At 42.7% G+C, this 21,176-nt stretch carries 15 protein-coding genes, 1 pseudogene and 1 riboswitch; of the genes and pseudogenes, 9 read left to right on the top strand and 7 right to left on the bottom strand.

Annotation, left to right across the window (positions count from 1 at the left end; all coding sequences use genetic code 11):
* Nucleotides 1–9: 9 nt before the first annotated feature.
* The 5 genes from CLIN57ABFB40_RS01030 to CLIN57ABFB40_RS01010 all read right to left on the bottom strand — a co-directional run bounded on the left by CLIN57ABFB40_RS01030 (nt 10) and on the right by CLIN57ABFB40_RS01010 (nt 6,618).
* Nucleotides 10–993: a PKD domain-containing protein gene (locus CLIN57ABFB40_RS01030; RefSeq protein WP_175628508.1), complete on the bottom strand. Its 984-nt coding sequence runs from the start codon at nt 991–993 to the stop codon at nt 10–12.
* A gap of 94 nt (nt 994–1,087) precedes the next feature.
* Nucleotides 1,088–2,758 (bottom strand): MAC/perforin domain-containing protein, encoded by a 1,671-nt coding sequence (locus CLIN57ABFB40_RS01025; RefSeq protein WP_175628507.1) that lies wholly within the window; start codon nt 2,756–2,758, stop codon nt 1,088–1,090.
* 11 nt (nt 2,759–2,769) lie between these two features.
* Entirely contained in the window at nt 2,770–3,174 is a 405-nt protein-coding gene (locus CLIN57ABFB40_RS01020) for a hypothetical protein (RefSeq protein ID WP_175628506.1), read from the bottom strand.
* A 253-nt stretch (nt 3,175–3,427) separates the two neighbouring features.
* Complete coding sequence (locus CLIN57ABFB40_RS01015; protein WP_175628505.1) at nt 3,428–4,576, bottom strand: YncE family protein; 1,149 nt, start codon at nt 4,574–4,576, stop codon at nt 3,428–3,430.
* Nucleotides 4,573–6,618, bottom strand: coding sequence for a TonB-dependent receptor (locus tag CLIN57ABFB40_RS01010; RefSeq protein WP_254871676.1), 2,046 nt, complete (start codon nt 6,616–6,618; stop codon nt 4,573–4,575). Before CLIN57ABFB40_RS01010 ends, CLIN57ABFB40_RS01015 begins: the two co-directional genes overlap by 4 nt.
* Before the next feature lie 206 nt (nt 6,619–6,824).
* Nucleotides 6,825–7,037: riboswitch (cobalamin riboswitch) on the bottom strand.
* A 125-nt stretch (nt 7,038–7,162) separates the two neighbouring features.
* Between CLIN57ABFB40_RS01010 and CLIN57ABFB40_RS01005 the strand changes: the two genes are divergently transcribed.
* The 3 genes from CLIN57ABFB40_RS01005 to CLIN57ABFB40_RS00995 are packed head-to-tail and all read left to right on the top strand — an operon-like array spanning nt 7,163 to nt 10,061.
* Nucleotides 7,163–8,296 (top strand): ABC transporter substrate-binding protein, encoded by a 1,134-nt coding sequence (locus CLIN57ABFB40_RS01005; RefSeq protein WP_175628503.1) that lies wholly within the window; start codon nt 7,163–7,165, stop codon nt 8,294–8,296.
* Complete coding sequence (locus tag CLIN57ABFB40_RS01000) at nt 8,293–9,309, top strand: FecCD family ABC transporter permease (RefSeq protein WP_175628502.1); 1,017 nt, start codon at nt 8,293–8,295, stop codon at nt 9,307–9,309. The genes CLIN57ABFB40_RS01005 and CLIN57ABFB40_RS01000 overlap by 4 nt, the downstream gene beginning before the upstream one ends.
* Nucleotides 9,306–10,061 (top strand): ABC transporter ATP-binding protein, encoded by a 756-nt coding sequence (locus CLIN57ABFB40_RS00995; RefSeq protein ID WP_175628501.1) that lies wholly within the window; start codon nt 9,306–9,308, stop codon nt 10,059–10,061. The genes CLIN57ABFB40_RS01000 and CLIN57ABFB40_RS00995 overlap by 4 nt, the downstream gene beginning before the upstream one ends.
* 308 nt (nt 10,062–10,369) lie before the next feature.
* Here the strand turns inward: CLIN57ABFB40_RS00995 and CLIN57ABFB40_RS00990 are convergent, their stop codons facing one another.
* On the bottom strand, nt 10,370–11,752 hold the full coding sequence (locus CLIN57ABFB40_RS00990; protein ID WP_175628500.1) for an MATE family efflux transporter: 1,383 nt from the start codon (nt 11,750–11,752) through the stop codon (nt 10,370–10,372).
* Nucleotides 11,753–11,827: 75 nt separating this feature from the next.
* Between CLIN57ABFB40_RS00990 and lysS the strand changes: the two genes are divergently transcribed.
* Genes lysS through CLIN57ABFB40_RS00975 form a run of 3 tightly spaced genes read left to right on the top strand, consistent with a single transcriptional unit; the run spans nt 11,828 to nt 15,933 of the window.
* The gene (lysS, locus tag CLIN57ABFB40_RS00985; RefSeq protein WP_175628499.1) at nt 11,828–13,558 is read left to right on the top strand and encodes a lysine--tRNA ligase; all 1,731 of its coding nucleotides are present in this window, start codon (nt 11,828–11,830) and stop codon (nt 13,556–13,558) included.
* Between the two features lie 23 nt (nt 13,559–13,581).
* Nucleotides 13,582–14,577: an NAD(P)H-dependent glycerol-3-phosphate dehydrogenase gene (locus CLIN57ABFB40_RS00980; protein WP_175628498.1), complete on the top strand. Its 996-nt coding sequence runs from the start codon at nt 13,582–13,584 to the stop codon at nt 14,575–14,577.
* Nucleotides 14,578–14,595: 18 nt separating this feature from the next.
* Nucleotides 14,596–15,933 carry a glucose-6-phosphate isomerase gene (locus CLIN57ABFB40_RS00975; protein ID WP_175628497.1) on the top strand — a complete coding sequence of 446 codons (1,338 nt, stop codon included), beginning with the start codon at nt 14,596–14,598 and terminating at the stop codon, nt 15,931–15,933.
* A 99-nt stretch (nt 15,934–16,032) separates the two neighbouring features.
* On the opposite strand, the gene CLIN57ABFB40_RS00970 is transcribed toward CLIN57ABFB40_RS00975, so the two are convergent.
* Nucleotides 16,033–16,545 carry a DUF5035 domain-containing protein gene (locus CLIN57ABFB40_RS00970; protein ID WP_175628496.1) on the bottom strand — a complete coding sequence of 171 codons (513 nt, stop codon included), beginning with the start codon at nt 16,543–16,545 and terminating at the stop codon, nt 16,033–16,035.
* A 190-nt stretch (nt 16,546–16,735) separates the two neighbouring features.
* On the opposite strand from CLIN57ABFB40_RS00970, the gene CLIN57ABFB40_RS00965 reads away from it, so the two are divergent.
* The 3 genes and pseudogenes from CLIN57ABFB40_RS00965 to CLIN57ABFB40_RS00955 all read left to right on the top strand — a co-directional run.
* The gene (locus CLIN57ABFB40_RS00965) at nt 16,736–17,545 is read left to right on the top strand and encodes a hypothetical protein (protein WP_175628495.1); all 810 of its coding nucleotides are present in this window, start codon (nt 16,736–16,738) and stop codon (nt 17,543–17,545) included.
* A gap of 34 nt (nt 17,546–17,579) precedes the next feature.
* Nucleotides 17,580–18,254, top strand: coding sequence for an HAD family hydrolase (locus CLIN57ABFB40_RS00960; RefSeq protein WP_175628494.1), 675 nt, complete (start codon nt 17,580–17,582; stop codon nt 18,252–18,254).
* A 47-nt stretch (nt 18,255–18,301) separates the two neighbouring features.
* Nucleotides 18,302–21,157, top strand: a pseudogene (locus CLIN57ABFB40_RS00955) (bifunctional fucokinase/fucose-1-phosphate guanylyltransferase); the annotation flags it as partial.
* Nucleotides 21,158–21,176 lie beyond the last annotated feature (19 nt).

The following is a 21,176-nucleotide window of genomic DNA, read 5'->3' as shown; positions in this document are numbered from 1 at the left end:
AAAAAATTATTAATTTGCTAACACATGAAGATCCTCGATCTTACCAACCTCGGTAGAAACCTCTCCCACCCAGCCACAATACTGGTTAACACCTGTATATATCTTTATAAAATCAGCTCCCGGCAACTTTACAGCCTGTCCTTCGGTATCGACAGCCCAACCAATATCAAATACATCTCCATCTTTTGTATTATCGGCATATCCCCAATCATAAGCATTCAATGTCCAACGTGCATAGGCGTCAGGTCCATTATCAACCCCATTATCAGCCAATAATGTACCTTTGAATACTATCTGATTATCAGTAATCCATTTCGGGAAATAATCTTGGTCATGGTATATGTTTTTATACACATAGCCACTTCTACCCTGGTTATCAGTCCAAGGACAGTACGTGTCATCGGATAAATAGTTTTCAAGATCCGGAGTAGGTACGTGGTCTTTTTCGTTTCTGAAATAAGTGATCTCATACCCTTTAATCGTAGGCTTTTTATAATACTCACTGCCAGCCAATTCATACCATTCATCAGCATCCGGTTTTCCATTCTGGTTTTTATCATAAGCTACCATCACAATAGCTGGTTCACTATTACCGATAAATGCATTTCCAACTATCCGAAAATCCTTTTCTCCTTCCACATTCTGAATAGTATGGTCGAAGCCAACAACTACATATCCCCCATAAGCTCCTAAGGTAATAAACCCTTTCTTTCCGTTTCCGATAGTAGACAGTACTTTCGCATTCATAGTTTCCTGTGTATCACCCTCCTCGTAGGACGGCATCGTATTAACAAACTGCCCCGGAGCAGGACGATAGTCAATGACTTTGGTGACATAGGGACTACAATCAAAATTCAATTCAGGATCGGGTTCAGTCCCTCCCCCTCCTTCATTACCATTATTATCCTCGTCGGAACATGCTGTAAATAAGCTTCCATTTAACAAAACAAATCCAAAGAGAGCAAACATTAAAAATAGATTCTTCTTTTTCATGAATGATTAAATATAAAAACCAGGACTTCAAATATAAATTTTCACGCCATTTGTTTATTTTTGTACTAGATTCTATCAAGTACGACTGCATTATTTATAATCCAAATAAATGATACCCGACAAGATCATGTAATGATATTTGTTTCAAATTATTAATATCAATAGGCTTTTGTATTCCATATTGTATCCAAATAGAATCATAAGCTATAGTAAAAGCTGTTTTACTTTTCTTGCAAACCATATATATGTTATTATTCTCCTTACAAGTACAATATTCATAATCAGAGATGTTTGACGCCATGTTATATGTATCAAATTGAAATTCTTTTTTAGGTAAAGACGCAACAACTTCCGTGATATTTTTATCATCATAAGGAGATGGGACAGTTAGATAATAATGTTTGGCTTTGACTTTTAATCCCGAAAAAAATGATTTCCCTTTACCTATCATTGAATCAAATACAGACTGTACAACAGCGTTTGTTATAGAAATTCCTGGAAGTTGAGCTGATGCTATTCGAATATAATCACCATATTTAGTTACTAAAAATAAGGAAGCAAATCTCATATCAATAGTTCCATAAGTTTCTAAATATAAGAATGGCTCAATCAATCCCATGTGAGGGATGCTAATGCCAACAGTTGTGTATCTTTTAGCTTGTTCTTTAAAGTTTTCTTCTAATAAAAAATCATAAATGGGTACAAGCCCTTCTTCAGATATTTGTGAAACAACTAAAAGACTTTTATCCTTCAAAGATTGTGCCCATGAATCAAAACTTATGTCCGACAAATTGTCAATGTTTGCAGGAGGAGTAAATCTTGATGAAGAAAAATCTCCACCGAAAGTTCTATAAGATATATTTATGGCGGAATATTTTTTTACAGAACCTGAAGCATTTGCTTTACTTTTATGTATTGAAATATCAGCACTTCCACTGACACCCTTAAATGACATAGTTGCAGTAATGCTATCTGACATCGTTTTAGATCTGTATTCATAATTTTCGTGAGAAGTAAATGTACCCTGATACATAGCAGTTAATATACCACCAGTTTCTATTCCTGATATAACAAAATAGCCATATGAATTGAGAATATCTAGCATATGCATATTATATAGATCTTTTTTGAATCTTAAATTATAAAGACCTGAAAGGTCTTTATAAGTGCTCTCTGACATATGAATGCGATGCAAAGAATCACGATAAATGATTTCCATTTTTCCATAGACAGATTTTGTTGTATCAATAATCAAAGAATTAAAAACTTCTGTGTATTTCTTTCTACTTCCAAATCCAAAAATCTTGCCAACTATAGGAATATTAGTCAGAGAAAAACCTCCTTTAACTGCTTTAGTCACACTTTCAGATTTAGCATAACTATCAAAACTTGTAAATGTGGTAATATCAGGTAACCAAGAATTTATTAATCTGGAAGATTTTAAATCCAATTCTTGGTTATTTTTACCTACTTCAATTATTTTATCAATGTCAAATATTGGCGAACTTATATTAGCTGCATCAATTAATGGTAATGTGATAGGTTTAAATCCATGTCCCAAATATTGATATTGATATGTTATATCACTTCTCGTTTTTGAATCATTAACTGGAATATAGTTTAATTCTAAAGGAAAGCGAGAATCTCTATTCCTGATAGTAAATTCCTTTGTTTTTACATTATCAAGATTACAAAATTCTTGTTCATTCGAACAAGAACATAAGCAAAGAACAATAGTGATCAATAAAAAATGAGTAAGTTTCATAATGGTATCTTTTAATTATTAATGATTCTTGTTAGAGTTATATAGTTGCGTTCTTCTTCTGAATCAATTTTTATTAACTTTATTTTATTTTTCTCCAATATCAGAAAATGCCATAATCCATTGATAACTAATTTATCACTGTCACCATATACATTATAGAATCTTACCTCCTTGTCCATCATTGAATATTCAAACAAACAAGATTCATCCTTTGACGAATTAAAAAAACAATATCCCTCAATTCCTGAATCAAAAGAAATAACAATAGAACTTTCCACACCAGCAAGTATTATTTTCCCTTCCCATAATGTCCGTGACAAGTCATTGAAATTCCCAACATCTTCTTCCGGAGATTCTTTAGAACAAGAAACAAATAGTGAACACGCCATGATAAATAATAAAAAAAATCTTTTCATTTTTCTCTCCTTAATTAATTTTAAATTTATAATAAAACATTTATATACACGAAAACTAATGGAAACTAAGAATCCATTATAGAGAAAAGAAAATACAAGAACTCTTAATAAAATTCTAGTTGTTGATTCTTATTGCTCAATTCCGCGGAAACTTTAAATTTATGTTTTGATAGGTCTTGACCTACTTTTATGTTAATTCAAAATTTAACGAACTATTGATTCCATATAAATAAAGTATTAAATATGTTTCTATTCATTTCACCAATCCTTCTGTTATAAAAGCAAAATGCCCGGGGATATTCCCCCCTTCTGTTTTCCATTTCAACTTTCCTTCGGGTGAGAAACAATAGACGAAGCCGATCACCACGTAATTTTGGGCATCCGACATAAATATCTCTTTAGTTTCAGGGTTAACGGCAATGCCATAAGGTATCATAATATCCTTATCAGTGCCGTCGGTAATAATCCGATCCGTTATTTGTCTCTTAGTCCGGGTATCCAAGATTCCATATGTTACCTTATTTCTGCCCGATGTCATGTTATAAGCCACACTATAATAATAAAGCTTATCGCCGTCTATACACATTCCTCCCACCGGAATATCCAAACATTGCTTCACTTCATCGGTCGTACTATCTATCACATACAGATTAGAAGGAGTATTCTTATAATCTCCACGCGAACTCACATAAATATCTCCACGTTCATCAATCGCCATCCGATACAGATTGATAGCCACATCTATTTTCTTTTTTTCTTTAAATGTTTCCAAATCAACCACAGACACCGTCCGGTCATAATTCGGTGCACGGTATCCTCCCGAATTAGCCACATACAGTTTCTTATTATACACAACCATTTCTTCCGGCTGATATCCTACCGGCACTTTTCGGGTCACTTCCAAGCTAGCCGTATCTATTTCCGCTACAAACCCGACTTCCGCATTCGGATCAATCTGCACAGGACCAGCATAGGAACTGATATACGCCTTATCCTTCCAAAATGCCAAATAACGGCAATTAGGAACCTCTATCTCCTTGATTATACGCGCAGTACGCACATCAAACACAACGATCAGATTGGAAACATTAATTACCGCATATACTTTCTGTCCATATACTTTAATGTCATTTCCCACATCTCCCAACTCTTTTACAATCTCCGGGTTACGTTCGGAAAAAATATCACGGGTATAATGCCCTGTCGTATAATCAAAATAATCAAGTGAAGCACGGTTCATTCCCATATTTCCCTCGTTGAGTTGATAAAACCCTTTAATACGGGTTCCTACCATAGGAAGCGCCACTTGCACACTGTCCGAAAGGAAAATCTGTTCATCCTCCCGACAAGCCGACAAACTCATAAAAAGTATCAGCAGATATATAAAATGTATTTTTTTCATAAGCTAAGACTAACAATAAACCGGAAATTCCGCCCCGGCATCGGATAATTGAGTACCACATCGTAATATTGGTTCAGCGCATTGTTCATCTCTATCGAGGCCTTCAACAGATAACGACTACGAATCCGAAACTCCTTTTGCAAGGAAAAATCATGTGTGTACCACGGTTCCACATAGTTACGCGGAATATTATTCACAGCCCCGTTATAACGCTCACCTACATAAATAAAACTGTAATTCAACGTCCACGTACCATATTCTACTCCCGCAATCACCGAGCCGCTATGCCAGGGAGTATAAGGAATCTGGTCGCCATACGAAGACAGTTTCTTCCCGTTGATTTTTGTAAAATCCTGCGCTTTCGCGAAAGAATAAGAAAGATTGGTATTCATCCTTACCGGTCCTGCATGACCGAATACAGCCGCCGAAACATCTAGCCCCTTACTCTCCACTTTTCCCATATTTGTCATCATCCAGCGAAAACTGCTCCCGGTAGGCGCAGCAATAATCTTATCTGTAATCGCGGCATAGTAAATATCAGCCTGTACAGAAATCCGGTCAATAAATCCTTTTTTGAATGTCTTTTGATAACTTCCACCAATATTAAATTGGTCGGTAAATTCCGGATTCAACTGACTAAAGCCTATTTGCGCATAATAAAGGTCATTAAAAGTAGGCAAACGGAAGATACGCTTATAGAAAGCACGCAAATTAAAATCATGGTTGTGGAAAGGTTTATACCCGACGATAAATGCCGGAGAAAGTTCCGATTTGTCAGGGGCTTGCACATTATTACGAACTTTCTCGATAACGAATGTCCCCAACACATCAGCCTGTAATTTCCATTTTCCCAGATTCAACGCCGTAGCCAGTGCCGCCCAAGTTGTATAGCGTTGCGGGAACGTGAAAGGAGTCCCTACTCCACGCATGACGGCATTCAACTTATTATATTGAAAATCGACAGACAAAGACACATCCCATACAGGCAGAATGCTATACATATTCACCACCGACAAATACCAGTCCTGCTGATAATAGGTATTATCGAACTGCATCTTTTTTGTCACACTCTCTTGCAGAAACTGCACTGTATCCCTTGAAAGATAATGTGTATAGTCATAGGCAAACTTCCCGTTCAGTTGCAACTTATATTTCGGGGTGACATCTTTCACAAATGTAGCTTGGGCAAAGAAATTCTTATCCCCCTGCCGTTCTCCATTCTGCCATACATTTTTCACGATAGCTCCGGGCAGTCCTCTGTCCGAATCATAATAATACAGTTTAGCCTGCCAATAGCCGTTATGAATAATGCCATATACACCGGCTTCGATACGATAAGCCTCAATATCACTGTTCCATCGGGTAGCTGTCGTATCATAAGCCACTTTACCCTCCTGATTCAAACGTCTGTAACGGAACTTATATTGCCCGTCGGATTTCGTATATTCACCGCTCAGACTCAAGCTAAGGTAATCGTTCAGTTTATGTTCCAACCGGATGGAAGGATTAATCAACTGGATACTTCCTGCCTTATAGCGCACCAGCAGATTCGTTTTCTTTCCTGTTTCAAACTTCGGTTTCCGAGCTTTCATATATACAGCCGAAGCCGAAGCAAAGTCTTTGGCGGACTGGAATATCTCACTTTTTTGTCCGTTATAAAGAGATAATTCTTCCAAATCATCCAGCGAAAAACGCCCCAAATCAACCACTCCGTTTTGTGCGTTTCCAATCTGAATGCCGTCATAAAACACACCGACATGGTGAGAACCCATATTACGGACATCTATCGTCTTCAATCCGCCCATACCACCGTAATCCTTGATTTGCACGCCGGAAAAGTAGCGCAAAGCATCAGCTACATTATGCGTATTCAGTCGTTCCAGTTGCAGCCCGTTCAGCCGTTGGGCAGGGATTACTTCTTTATACGGCTTCGCCGTGACCACTACCTCATCCAAGTGTTGCAAACTATCCAAACGACTTTGAGCTCCCAGCAACGCCGGAAGTCCCAAACAACCTACTGTCCATAGAATTTTTCGAATCATTCCTCTTGTCATCTCGTCTGTTTATTTTCTTTCAATTATAAACTTCCAGGAATATACAAAGACAGAAAAGGGCAGTCTGCTCCCCTTCAAAAAGAGCATAAGTCAGCGTCCTGCACAAACAGACACTGCGCACTTTGTACGTCGCACAAAAACAAGTACTATGTGATTGCTATAAACTGCACTCTTCAAACTCTAATCCCGGAAAGTTTCAAGAATTCAACTTTGGCAGGTCTTCTGACTTACTCCATTTTCCTAACGCCCTTCCCATTCCTCCAAAGCGGAACAGTGGATTTGAGTATTGTAGGAAAACTTTTGGCGGAGCTTACAGCAGCGGGTCTGTTCAGGATTTACACCTGATTCCCTTTTCACCACTCTTTCCGTAGAATCGGAAAAGTGACACCAAAATTTCTAGGGACAAAGATACACAAATAGAAACAAATCGGAAGAAAAATCCAACTAAAATAAAAACAAACTAATAATAAGTCCTATCTTTGCCGTTCGAAAGGACCCACTATTATTTTTTCTAATTAAACATCTTATAAAAGTGAAATCTCCTGCTCTGACTATCACGTTACTTTGCCTGCTCTTTTTGGCAAGCTGTATCACCCGTAATAAGACATCTCTGGAAGCATTCAACCAAGATGTATATACCCCTGAATACGCTTCGGGATTTAAAATTCTGGGTGCCGAGAACGCCACCAGCACACTTATACAGATTACCAACCCGTGGCAAGGCGCCAACGATGTAACAATGTCCTATTTTGTTACACGCAACGGTGAGCAAGCGCCTGCCGGATTCAACGGTCCCATCATCCCTGCCGGAGCCAAACAAATTGTATGCATGTCTTCTTCCTACATCGCCATGCTCGATGAACTAGGAGAAATCAACCGGATTGTCGGAGTTTCGGGCATTGATTATATCGCCAATCCCTACATCCTTGCCCACAAAGATTCAATCAAGGATATGGGTCCTGAAATGAACTACGAACTGCTGATTGGATTAAAACCCGACGTAGTTTTGCTCTATGGCATAGGTGACGCCCAAACCGCTGTAACAGACAAGTTGAAAGAACTTTCCATACCTTATTTATATATGGGTGAATATCTGGAAGAATCACCGCTCGGCAAGGCCGAATGGATGATTGTCCTTTCCGAACTGACAGACAAGCGGGAAAAGGGAATAGAAATATTCCGGGAAATCCCCCAACGGTATTATGCACTGAAAGCCCTCACGGATTCCGTCAGCCAGCGCCCTACCGTTATGTTCAACACTCCGTGGAACGACAGTTGGGTAATGCCTTCCACCCAAAGTTATATGACACGACTGATTGCCGATGCAGGCGCAGAGTACATTTATAAAGAAAACAGTTCTAACAGTTCAACCCCAATCGGACTGGAAACAGCCTATGGACTGATACAAAAAGCCGATTATTGGATAAATGTCGGTTCAGCGACTACGCTTGATGAGCTGAAAGCTGTCAACCCTAAATTCGCAGACGCAAAAGCCGTGAACGAAAAGACTGTTTATAACAACAACTTACGGTTGACACCGACAGGCGGAAACGATTATTGGGAATCGGCAGTTGTCCGTCCCGACGTTGTGTTACGCGACTTGATTCATATTTTTCATCCGGAGCTTGTTTCCGATTCACTTTATTATTACAGGCGTCTGGAATGAAACAACCCCGCAAACATACTGCACTTTTATTTATCGCGCTAAGCATAACCGCCCTATTATTGCTAGTCATAGATATGGCAACCGGAGACACGTATATCCCTGTCTCTAAGGTATGTGCCGTGCTCACCGGGGGTGAATGTGATGAAATGACACGCAACATTCTTCTTTCTATCCGGTTCATACGGGTAATAGTGGCGGCACTGATAGGTGTGGCACTCTCTGTAAGCGGTTTGCAGATGCAGACAGTTTTCCAAAACCCATTGGCAGACCCCTATTTGCTGGGAGTAAGTTCCGGTGCAGGATTAGGGGTTGCCTTGTTTATATTGGGAGCTCCACTGCTCGGCTGGTCTGAATTTCCACTACTCCAGTCATTGGGCATCGTCGGTTCCGGCTGGATAGGAACGGCTGTCATTTTACTGGGAGTAGCCGTCATCAGCCGAAAAGTAAAAAATATCCTCGGTGTATTGATTATGGGGGTCATGATAGGTTATGTGGCTGGCGCCATTATTCAGATACTGCAATATCTGAGTTCTGCCGAACAATTGAAAATGTTTACGCTCTGGTCAATGGGTTCTCTCGGCCACATCACCACTACCCAATTGGGAATCATGACGCCTATGTTATGCCTGGGACTGCTCATTTCCATAGTCTGCATCAAACCGTTGAACCTGTTGCTTCTTGGAGAAAACTATGCACGGACAATGGGAATGAACATCAAGCGTTCACGTACTCTCATCTTCATCTCCACCGCGCTGCTGACAGGAACGGTGACCGCATTCTGCGGTCCGGTAGGTTTTATCGGGCTGGCAGTGCCGCACGTCACACGGTTGCTGTTCAACAACGCCGACCACCGGATACTTGTCCCCGGCACTATGCTGACGGGACTTATCAGCATGCTTCTCTGCGACATCATCGCCAAAAAATTCCTGCTTCCGGTGAACTGTATCACCGCTTTACTCGGTGTACCGGTCATTTTATGGGTAATAGCTAAAAACTTGCATGTAACCAAATGATTGAGCTTAAGAAACTGACACTAGGATACGGACAGCGCACGCTGTTGAAAACGGTAAACGCCCAAATCACAGGCGGACAACTCGTTGCACTGCTAGGACGCAACGGAACAGGAAAAAGTACTCTCTTGCGTGCCATAATGGGACTGGAAAGTCCTCAGTCGGGAGAAATCAATCTGCAAGGAAAAGACATTGCTTCACTGAAACCGGAAAAATTAGCTCTGAGCATTAGTTTCGTAACCACCGACAAAGTACGCATCGCCAATCTTCGCTGTAAGGATGTGGTAGCGTTGGGGCGCGCTCCCTACACAAACTGGCTTGGTCAGCTTCAACCGGAAGACCAGAAAATTGTGGATAATGCTCTGCAGTTGGTCGGCATGTCTGGTTATGCAGAAAAGACAATGGACAAGATGTCTGACGGCGAATGCCAGAGAATCATGATTGCCCGTGCACTTGCGCAGGACACCCCAGTTATCCTGCTCGACGAACCGACTGCCTTCCTTGACTTACCCAATCGCTATGAACTCTGCCTGCTACTGAAAAAGCTGGCACAAGAAGAAGGCAAATGTATCTTGTTCTCCACACATGACCTTGACATCGCATTGTCGCTTTGCGACTCTATCATGCTGATAGATAACCCGCATATGTACACTTTACCTACTTCGGAAATGATAACCAGCGGACATATAGAAAGGCTTTTCCACAATGAATCGGTGACATTCGATGCTCAGGAGATGAGAGTGCGCATCAAATGAAGTTCTTCTACATATAGATTTCGGCAGTATGGACATCTCCACATTTATTTATCGCAAAGCAAACGGAAGGCGCAATGCCTAATAATTCTACTTGCATGTGCCTTCAAATAATAGGAGAAACTGTGAGGCAAATAGACAATCTTACAGAAGAAGATTCCACCTCTATTAGCCACTATAAATAACATTATTGCAGACATAGAAGACGGCAAACATAACTCTTTACTTTAAAACAGTAATTTATCTAGCACTCTGTTCTGTTTGTCTACGTCTCTTAGTATTCATTAAAGCCTGGTGCAGCAAACCGGTCGTCAGACAGGCTTCTTCTGGAATTGGCGGAACTGCCACCAAAGCATTGTTCCCGCTATCAGACTGGCTGTCAGGTCGGAAATCGGCATACTTATCCAGACTCCTAATTGCCCATAATAACGAGGAAGAATCAACAGACAGGGAATCAGGATAAGAACCTGACGGGATATCGAAAGAAAGATTGCCTTACTTGCCATACCGATGCTCTGGAAGAAATTGGAAGTCACCATCTGAAAACCGACAATAGGGAAGAACATCACTACAATACGCAATCCTTTGGCAGAAATATCCACCAGTTCTTGATGCGTAGTAAAGATAGAAACTGCCAATTTGGGAATCAACATTCCCATCAAAAATCCGGCAGTAGTTACGATAGTAGCGGCATAAATCGTTATTTTCAAGACTTTTGTCACGCGCGGATATTGCTTGGCTCCATAATTGTAGCCGGCAATCGGCTGCATGCCTTGGTTCAGCCCCATTACAATCATGACAAAAAGGAATACCAGTCGGTTGACAATACCGAATGCTCCGATAGCCAAGTCACCGCCGTGATGCTGTAAGCCTTGATTTATCAGAATCACGATAAAGCAAGCCGCCAGATTCATAAGGAAAGGCGCCATACCGATAGCCAAAGAATCGACTACGATTTTCTTCTTCAACCGGAAAATTCCTTTATGGAAGTGCAACAGTTCTTCTTTATTAGAGAATAGCTTGAACTGCCATGCCAATGCGATGACCTGTGCAGTAATGGTAGCGATAGCCGCCCCCTGTATTCCCCAGCCGAAGCCATAGATAAAAACAGGGTCAAGTATCGTGTTAATCACCACTGTAGCAATCGTGGCATACATCGCCTTCTGCGGATACCCCGCCGAACGGAGTACGGCATTCAACCCTAAATAAAGGTGGGTGACAACGTTGCCCAATAAGATAACGACCATATAATCACGGGCATAGCCTACCGTGGCGTCACTTCCCCCGAAGAAATATAGAATCGGATCTAGAAACATCAATGTGACAACAGTAAAGGCAAGTCCGATGATAATATTCAGTACCAGCACATTGCCAAGTACCCGTTGTGCGGTGTCGTAATCTTTCTGTCCCAGTTTCACCGAAACCAATGTAGCTGCCCCCACACCGACCAGCGAGCCGAAAGCAGCAGCAAGATTCATCAGCGGAAAGGTCAACGCCAATCCGGAGATAGCCATTGCCCCTACCCCGTGACCGATGAAAATACTATCCACCATATTATATAGAGAAGACGCCGTCATGGCGATAATTGCCGGAATGGCATACTGCATTAAAAGCTTCCCAATCTTTTCTGTTCCCAACGCAGTGGGTGTCTTTTGTCCCGTCATACCTATTAGTTTGAGGACGCAAAGATACAAAAAAGAGACAGATTACGGGATATATGAGAAAAGTTTCGTATTTTTGCCCACAAAATTGAGTTAATACGTAACGAAATGAATATACTAGAACTAAGTGAACAGGAAATCATTCGGCGCAACAGCCTGAATGAGCTTCGTGCAATGGGTATCGACCCATACCCTGCAGCAGAGTATGTAACCAATGCTTTCTCTACAGATATTAAAGCTGAATTCAAAGACGAGGACGAGCCGCGCCAGGTTTCCGTAGCCGGACGTATCATGAGCCGCCGCGTAATGGGTAAAGCTTCTTTTATCGAATTACAGGACTCCAAAGGTCGCATCCAGGTGTACATTACCCGTGACGACATCTGTCCGGGAGAAGACAAGGAACTATACAACGCTGTATTCAAACGCCTGCTCGACTTAGGTGACTTTGTCGGTATCGAAGGCTTCGTATTCCGCACACAGATGGGCGAAATCAGTATTCATGCCAAGAAGCTGACCGTACTTGCCAAATCGATCAAACCGCTTCCTATCGTAAAATACAAGGATGGCGTAGCTTACGACTCTTTTGAAGATCCCGAACTCCGTTATCGCCAACGTTATGTAGACTTGGTGGTAAACGATGGCGTGAAAGAGACATTCCTGAAGCGTGCCACCGTAGTGAAAACACTGCGCAACGCTCTTGATGAAGCCGGATACACTGAAGTGGAAACTCCTATCCTGCAATCTATTGCCGGTGGAGCAAGCGCACGCCCGTTCATCACACACCATAACTCACTGGATATAGACCTTTATCTGCGCATCGCAACGGAACTTTATCTGAAAAGACTGATTGTAGGTGGTTTTGAAGGTGTATATGAAATCGGTAAGAACTTCCGCAACGAGGGTATGGACAAGACTCACAATCCGGAGTTTACTTGTATGGAACTTTATGTCCAATACAAGGACTATAACTGGATGATGAACTTCACCGAGAAGTTATTGGAACGTATCTGTATCGCTGTGAACGGCTGTACGGAAAGCGTTGTCGACGGAAAGACCATCAGTTTCAAAGCTCCTTACCGCCGTCTGCCTATCCTCGATGCTATCAAGGAAAAGACCGGTTACGACCTGAACGGCAAGAGCGAAGAAGAAATCCGCCAAGTCTGCAAGGAACTGAAAATGGAGGAAATCGACGACACAATGGGTAAAGGTAAGTTGATTGACGAAATCTTCGGCGAATTCTGCGAAGGTACTTATATCCAGCCGACTTTCATCACCGATTATCCGGTTGAAATGTCTCCGCTGACCAAGATGCACCGCTCCAAACCGGGACTGACCGAACGTTTCGAATTGATGGTAAACGGCAAGGAACTTGCCAATGCCTACTCGGAATTGAACGACCCGATCGACCAGGAAGAACGTTTTAAAGAACAAATGCGTCTGGCCGACAAGGGTGACGATGAAGCAATGATTATCGACCAGGATTTCCTGCGTTCTTTGCAATATGGTATGCCTCCTACATCAGGTATTGGTATCGGTATTGACCGTCTGGTTATGTTAATGACCGGTCAGACTACCATTCAGGAAGTATTATTCTTCCCGCAAATGCGCCCGGAAAAGGTAGTGAAGAAAGACGCAGCCGCCAAATATATGGAACTGGGTATCGCTGAAGAGTGGGTTCCGGTTATTCAGAAAGCCGGTTACAACACCGTAGAAGACATGAAAAATGTCAATGCGCAGAAGCTACACCAGGACATCTGCGGCATCAACAAGAAATATAAATTAGAACTGACCAACCCGTCGGTAAACGACGTAACTGATTGGATACAGAAAATTAAATAAGTTCTTCATCCAAATCCATACAAATGAAATTACCCGGTAAGATAGCGATAATGGGCGGTGGAAGTTGGGCCACAGCTATTGCAAAGATGTGTCTGGCTCAAGAAGACTCTATCAATTGGTATATGCGACGCGATGACCGCATCGCCGATTTCAAGAGATTGGGGCACAATCCGGCTTATCTGACAGGAGTGAAATTCGATACAAAGCGTATCTGTTTCAGTTCCAACATCAACGATGTTGTGAAAGAATCAGATACGCTGATTTTCGTCACTCCTTCCCCTTATCTGAAAGCTCACCTGAAAAAGCTGAAAACCAAGATAAAGGATAAGTTCATCATCACCGCTATCAAAGGAATCGTACCCGACGACAACGTTATCGTATCAGAATACTTCACCAAGGAATACGGTGTTCCTCCCGAAAACATAGCTGTACTGGCAGGTCCCTGCCATGCAGAAGAAGTAGCCTTGGAACGCCTTTCTTATCTGACCATTGCCTGCCCGGACAAAGACAAAGCACGCATATTTGCGCGCCGGCTGGGAAGCAGTTTTATCAAAACATCTGTTAGTGACGACGTATCAGGTATCGAATATAGTTCGGTACTCAAAAACGTGTATGCTATCGCCGCCGGCATTTGCAGCGGACTGAAATACGGCGACAACTTCCAAGCCGTACTGATTTCCAACGCTATCCAGGAGATGAACCGTTTCCTGAATACGGTGCACCCGTTGAACAGAAACGTAGATGAATCTGTTTATCTCGGAGACTTGCTGGTGACGGGATACTCCAACTTCAGCCGTAACCGGACATTCGGTTCGATGATAGGCAAAGGATATTCCGTAAAGAGCGCACAGATTGAAATGGAAATGATTGCCGAAGGTTACTACGGTACGAAATGTATCAAGGAAATCAACAAGCATCATCATGTCAATATGCCGATACTGGATGCTGTATACAATATCTTGTACGAACGCATCTCGCCTATGATTGAGATTAAATTACTAACTGATTCTTTTAGATAACCTTTAAACAAGAAAGATATGATTAGCTTGAACATTGAAAAAACTTTTGGATTTATCTCCAAAGAAAAGGTTTCTGCCTACGACGCAGAGGTAAAAGCCGCACAGGAAATGCTGGAAAAAGGAACCGGAAAAGGCAACGACTTCTTAGGTTGGCTGCACTTGCCGTCTTCTATCAGCAAAGAACATTTGGCTGACTTGAACGCTACTGCAAAAGTTTTGAGAGACAACTGCGAAGTAGTAATCATTGCCGGTATCGGTGGTAGCTACCTGGGTGCACGAGCTGTAATCGAGGCTTTATCTAACAGCTTCATTTGGTTGCAGGACAAGAAAACGGCTCCTGTCATGATTTATGCCGGACACAACATCAGCGAAGATTATCTGTATGAACTCACCGAATATCTGAAAGACAAGAAGTTCGGTGTTATCAATATCTCCAAATCAGGAACGACAACCGAAACTGCACTTGCGTTCCGTCTGTTGAAAAAACAATGCGAAGACCAACGTGGTAAGGAAACTGCCAAACAGGTTATCGTAGCCGTTACAGATGCCAAAAAAGGTGCTGCACGTGTTACTGCCGACAAGGAAGGATACAAAACATTCATCATCCCCGATAACGTAGGCGGACGCTTCTCTGTTCTGACTCCGGTTGGTTTGCTGCCGATTGCCGTTGCCGGATTCGACATTGAGCAATTGGTTGCCGGTGCTGCCGACATGGAAAAGGCATGTGGCGCAGACGTTCCGTTTGCCGAAAACCCTGCTGCTATCTACGCTGCTACCCGTAACGAACTGTACAGAAACGGAAAGAAAATCGAAATCCTCGTCAACTTCTGCCCGAAACTGCATTATGTAAGCGAATGGTGGAAACAGCTATACGGAGAATCAGAAGGTAAGGACAACAAGGGTATTTTCCCCGCATCAGTAGACTTCTCTACTGACCTTCATTCTATGGGACAATGGATTCAGGAAGGTGAACGCTCTATCTTCGAAACTGTTATCTCACTGGATAAGGTAGACCATAAACTGGAAGTTCCTTCTGACGAAGCAAACCTGGACGGCCTGAATTTCTTAGCCGGCAAACGTGTGGACGAAGTGAACAAGATGGCGGAACTCGGTACTCAGTTGGCTCACGTTGACGGTGGCGTACCTAATATGCGTATCGTTCTTCCTTCATTGAGCGAATATAATATCGGTGGTTTGCTGTATTTCTTTGAAAAGGCTTGCGGCATCAGCGGTTATCTGCTGGGCGTGAATCCGTTCAACCAACCGGGTGTAGAAGCATACAAGAAAAATATGTTTGCCTTGCTTGACAAACCGGGCTATGAAGAAGAGTCTAAAGCGATTCGTGCTAAATTGTAATAGAATAAAGTCTATATATAAAAAAGAAGCGGTTTTCTGTAAACCGCTTCTTTTTTATATATCCTGTGCCGAAGTTGTTTTTATTCTTTTCCGTCACCTTTATTCTTCTTTTTCATCATCGACCTTTGTTTTTAAGCCGATTTCTTCTTGCGCTCCTTCACATTCAGCCTTAGAGGAAAGATAAAATTCCAGTCTTACATCACCGTTCTTATCCACGTGTGCAATAGTGGCCCGCACCATGATTCTGGTCTGCGTCACACCATCTTTAAAACGAAGTTGCCCATTCTCTTCATCCGTCAGATTTCCTTCGGTAGATACTTCGGTCTTCTGATATACGAGTTTGGTGTCTAATGCCTCATCGTTATCTTTCTGAAGCTTAAAAGTTTTCAATTCGGCACCATTCCCATCCAAAAGTAAAAGAGCCTTTACCTCGTCTCCCACTTTCAAAGCCGGCAACTCATCCATTTTATTGGCATAGTCTTCTTCTTTTGCACCATCACTATCTGATTCAGCCTTCACATATAGCTTTTCGATCTTAATCACAGGACTTTCCCCACTATTGGAACAAGCGCCTAAAAACAATGGTAGCAACAATAATACTCTCTTTTTCATGCTATCGTCGAGTTTATAACGTTACAAAAATACACATAATCTTCTAAACAGCAAACATTTGTGTAGTTAATCACACAATAGCCTTGTTTACAACTATCTTGCCATTCTACTCCATCTCTCATTTTTTATCGTTATCTTTGCCTCGCATATGGGGATAATTTAAAACGACTCAACTTAAAAAAAGAATAGAATGAAACAAAATCTACAAAAGAAATCCTACGGATTCGTGTTACTATGTAGCTTGCTATTATTGATGGTATCAATCAGCAGTTGCCAGGAAAGTAAACTCAAAGCAGTAGTTGCTATTGCAAACAAACAATGCCCAATGGATATGGGAGAAGTCGGTACGATTACCAGCATCACCTATGACGGGAGCAATGTGGTGTACACGCTCAACATGAATGAAAGTATTACCGATATAGCCATCTTGAAGGACAACCCCGAAAGCATGAAAGAGTCTATCAAGATTATGTTCCGGAATCCGGCGAAGGATGTCAAAGAGATGCTTAAACTGGTAGCCGAATGTAACGCAGGACTTCAAATGAAGTTTGTAGGGAAAGACTCCGGCGCAGAGGCAGTCTGCGAACTCACTCCCGAGGAAGTGAAAGAAGTTCTCAAAGCAGAATCAGACCCATCACAAAGCGAGCGGGCCAAACTTGAGGCACAACTGAAAATGGCAAATCTGCAATTCCCGATGCAGGCAAGTGAGGAAATTCTTATAGAAAAAATCGAACTTAGTGATGAATCGGTTGTTTATATCTGCAAAGTAGATGAAGACGCATGTCCCATCAGTCAGATTGAAGCAAATGCGGAAGAAGTAAAGAAAGGAATTGTTGCAAATTTGGCTGCACAGTCCGACCCGGCAACTCAGGTATTCTTGAAAACCTGTATCAACAATGATAAAAGCGTAGCTTACAGATATATCGGAACGAAATCGGGCAATCATTATGATGTAGTCATCACCCTGCCCGAACTGAAGAAAATGATAATAGAAAAATAAGTATTACGAAAAAAGATTCTACGACGTACCAAGTATGAAAAAGAAACTGAAAGCCGTCTTGTTCGACATGGACGGTGTACTTTTCAACTCTATGCCCTACCATTCCGAAGCCTGGCATAAAGTAATGAAATCTCACGGGCTCACCCTCAGCCGCGAAGAAGCGTATATGCACGAAGGACGGACGGGAGCTGCTACTATCAACATCGTGTTCCAACGTGAACAGGGCAGAGAAGCTACCCAGGAAGAAATAGAAAGTATCTATCAGGAGAAAAGTGTCCTGTTCAATTCGTATGCGGAAGCGGAACGTATGCCCGGTGCATGGGAGTTATTACAAAAAATAAAGAGTGAAGGACTGGTTCCTATGGTAGTGACCGGTTCGGGACAGTTATCGCTGCTCGAGCGATTGGAGCACAACTTTCCGGGCATGTTCAAAAAAGAATTGATGGTTACGGCTTTCGATGTAAAATACGGAAAGCCACACCCGGAACCTTATCTGATGGCACTAAAAAAAGGCGGATTGAACGCAAACGAAGCCGTTGTCATAGAAAACGCTCCGTTGGGAGTGGAAGCCGGACACAAAGCGGGCATCTTCACGATTGCTGTAAACACAGGACCGCTGGACGGACAGTTTTTACTGGATGCGGGAGCCGATTTATTGTTCCCTTCCATGCAAGCACTTAGTGAAGCCTGGGACAACCTGAACATATAAACATCCGTTTTATTCATTAATACGTTTATCTTTATAATACCGATTCTACTATGCAAAAGTTATTATCCTTACCCCCTAACTTAATCCAGTGTTTTCACGAACTGGAAGAAGTGAATCACGCCGACTGGTTTTGTACGTCAGACCCTATTGGAAGCAAACTGGGTTCCGGCGGTGGAACTACCTGGCTGTTACAAGCCTGCCATCAGGAATTCGCACCTCAGGATACCTTTAGCAACTGGATAGGACGCGAGAAGAGAATATTGCTTCATGCGGGCGGACAAAGCCGCCGTCTGCCAAGCTACGGGCCTTCCGGTAAGATATTAACTCCCATTCCCATTTTCAGTTGGGAACGGGGACAGAAGTTGGGGCAGAACCTTCTGTCATTGCAGCTTCCGCTATACGAAAGAATCATGAAACAAGCTCCTGCCGGGCTGAACACGCTGATAGCCAGCGGAGATGTGTATATCCGTTCGGAAAAGCCGTTGCAAGACATTCCCAATGTAGATGTCGTGTGCTATGGTCTTTGGGTGAACCCATCACTGGCAACACACCATGGTGTATTTGTATCCGACCGGAAGAGTCCGGAAGTTCTCGACTTCATGTTGCAGAAACCTTCGCTTGAAGAATTGGAGAGCTTATCCAAAACACATCTTTTCTTGATGGACATCGGCATATGGATTCTGAGTGACCGTGCCGTGGAAGTATTGATGAAGCGCTCGTTAGAAGAAGGAACGAACGATATTAATTATTATGATTTATATTCGGACTACGGACTGGCCCTGGGAGAGCATCCCAAGACAGAAGATAAAGAAATCAACCAACTGTCCGTAGCCATATTACCTTTACCCGGTGGAGAATTCTATCACTATGGCACAAGCCGTGAACTGATTTCTTCCACATTGTCTATCCAGGATAAGGTACGCGACCAAAGAAAAATCATGCACCGGAAAGTAAAACCCAATCCGGCTATTTTTATTCAGAATTCCATCACGCAGATTTCTCTTTCTGCCGATAATGCCAACCTTTGGATTGAGAACAGCCATATAGGAAAAGGCTGGAAACTGGGTTCCCGGCAAATCATTACTGGAGTACCGGAGAATCATTGGGACGTCTGTCTGCCGGATGGTATCTGTGTGGATATTATTCCTGTCGGTGAACACGATTTCGTAGCCCGCCCATATGGATTGGATGATGTATTCAAAGGAGCGTTGGAAAAAGTAACGACTACTTATCTCAATATCCCGTTCCCTCAATGGATGGAAGAAAGAGGAATTACATGGGACGACATCAAAGGTCGCACGGACGATTTGCAGGCCGCTTCCATTTTCCCTAAAGCTGCTTCAATAGAAGAACTGGGGATATTAGTACGCTGGATGATATCAGAACCCCAAGTGGAAAAAGGAAAAGAACTTTGGCTAAAAGCGGAAAAAGTTTCGGCTGATGAAATTTCTGCAGGTGCTAATCTTAAACGCCTTTATGCACAGCGCAGCAGTTTCCGCAAGGAGAACTGGAAAGGATTGGCAGCCAACTATGAAAAGAGCGTGTTCTACCAACTCGATTTGCAGGATGCTGCCCATGAATTTGTACGTTTGGACTTAAATACTCCCGACACACTGAAAGAGGATGCCGCACCAATGGTTCGGATACACAACCGCATGCTTCGTGCACGGATTATGAAGTTGCGTGGAGAAGATGCTTATCAAAAGGAAGAACAGGCAGCTTTCCAACTGCTTCGCGACGGTTTGCTGGGAGTTATGCCGGAGCGTAAAAACCATCCTGTACTCAGCGTCTATTCCGACCAAATCGTATGGGGACGCAGTCCCGTGCGGATTGATGTGGCCGGAGGATGGACGGATACTCCGCCCTACTCTCTTTATTCAGGTGGAAGTGTCGTTAATCTTGCCATCGAATTGAACGGGCAGCCACCATTACAGGTATATGTAAAACCCTGCAAAGAATATCACATCGTACTCCGCTCTATCGACATGGGCGCAATGGAGATTATCAGAGACTATGAAGAACTGCAAGACTATAAGAAAGTCGGTTCTCCGTTCTCCATTCCTAAAGCAGCGCTTAGCTTGGCAGGCTTTGCACCGGTGTTCTCCGCTGAAGCTTACGCCTCATTGGAAGAACATTTGAAAGCTTTCGGCTCAGGAATAGAAATTACACTATTGGCTGCCATCCCGGCAGGTTCCGGCTTAGGGACTAGTTCTATCTTGGCATCCACCGTTCTCGGAGCTATCAATGATTTCTGCGGACTGGCCTGGGACAAGAATGATATTTGCAGTTACACATTAGTACTGGAACAACTCCTGACCACAGGCGGCGGTTGGCAAGACCAATACGGTGGTGTATTCTCTGGTGTCAAACTGCTCCAATCCGAAGCAGGTTTCGAGCAGAAACCGTTAGTACGGTGGTTACCCGACCAGCTCTTTGTTCATCCTGATTATCGCGACTGCCACTTGCTATACTATACGGGAATCACCCGTACAGCCAAAGGTATATTAGCCGAAATTGTCAGTTCCATGTTCCTCAATTCAGGAGCACATCTAAGCTTATTGGCCGAAATGAAAGCACACGCCATGGATATGAGCGAAGCTATTCTTCGCAGCAATTTCAGTAGTTTCGCCAATTTGGTAGGTAAAACCTGGATACAAAACCAAGCATTGGACTGCGGTACGAATCCACCGGCAGTAGCGGCTATTATCGAGATGATTAAGGATTATACATTAGGATACAAACTTCCCGGAGCAGGTGGCGGCGGTTACTTATACATGGTAGCCAAAGACCCGCAAGCCGCAGGACAAATCCGCCGGATACTGACGGAGCATGCTCCCAATCCTCGTGCCCGCTTCGTAGAAATGACGCTTTCCGAAAAAGGACTCCAAGTTTCAAGAAGCTAAGAACCTCAAAAAAACAAGC

The organism is Bacteroides acidifaciens (genome assembly GCF_903181435.1).
Lineage (GTDB): Bacteria > Bacteroidota > Bacteroidia > Bacteroidales > Bacteroidaceae > Bacteroides.
Note: the sequence above shows the minus strand (reverse complement) of the source record. Positions and strands in the feature narration are given on the sequence as shown.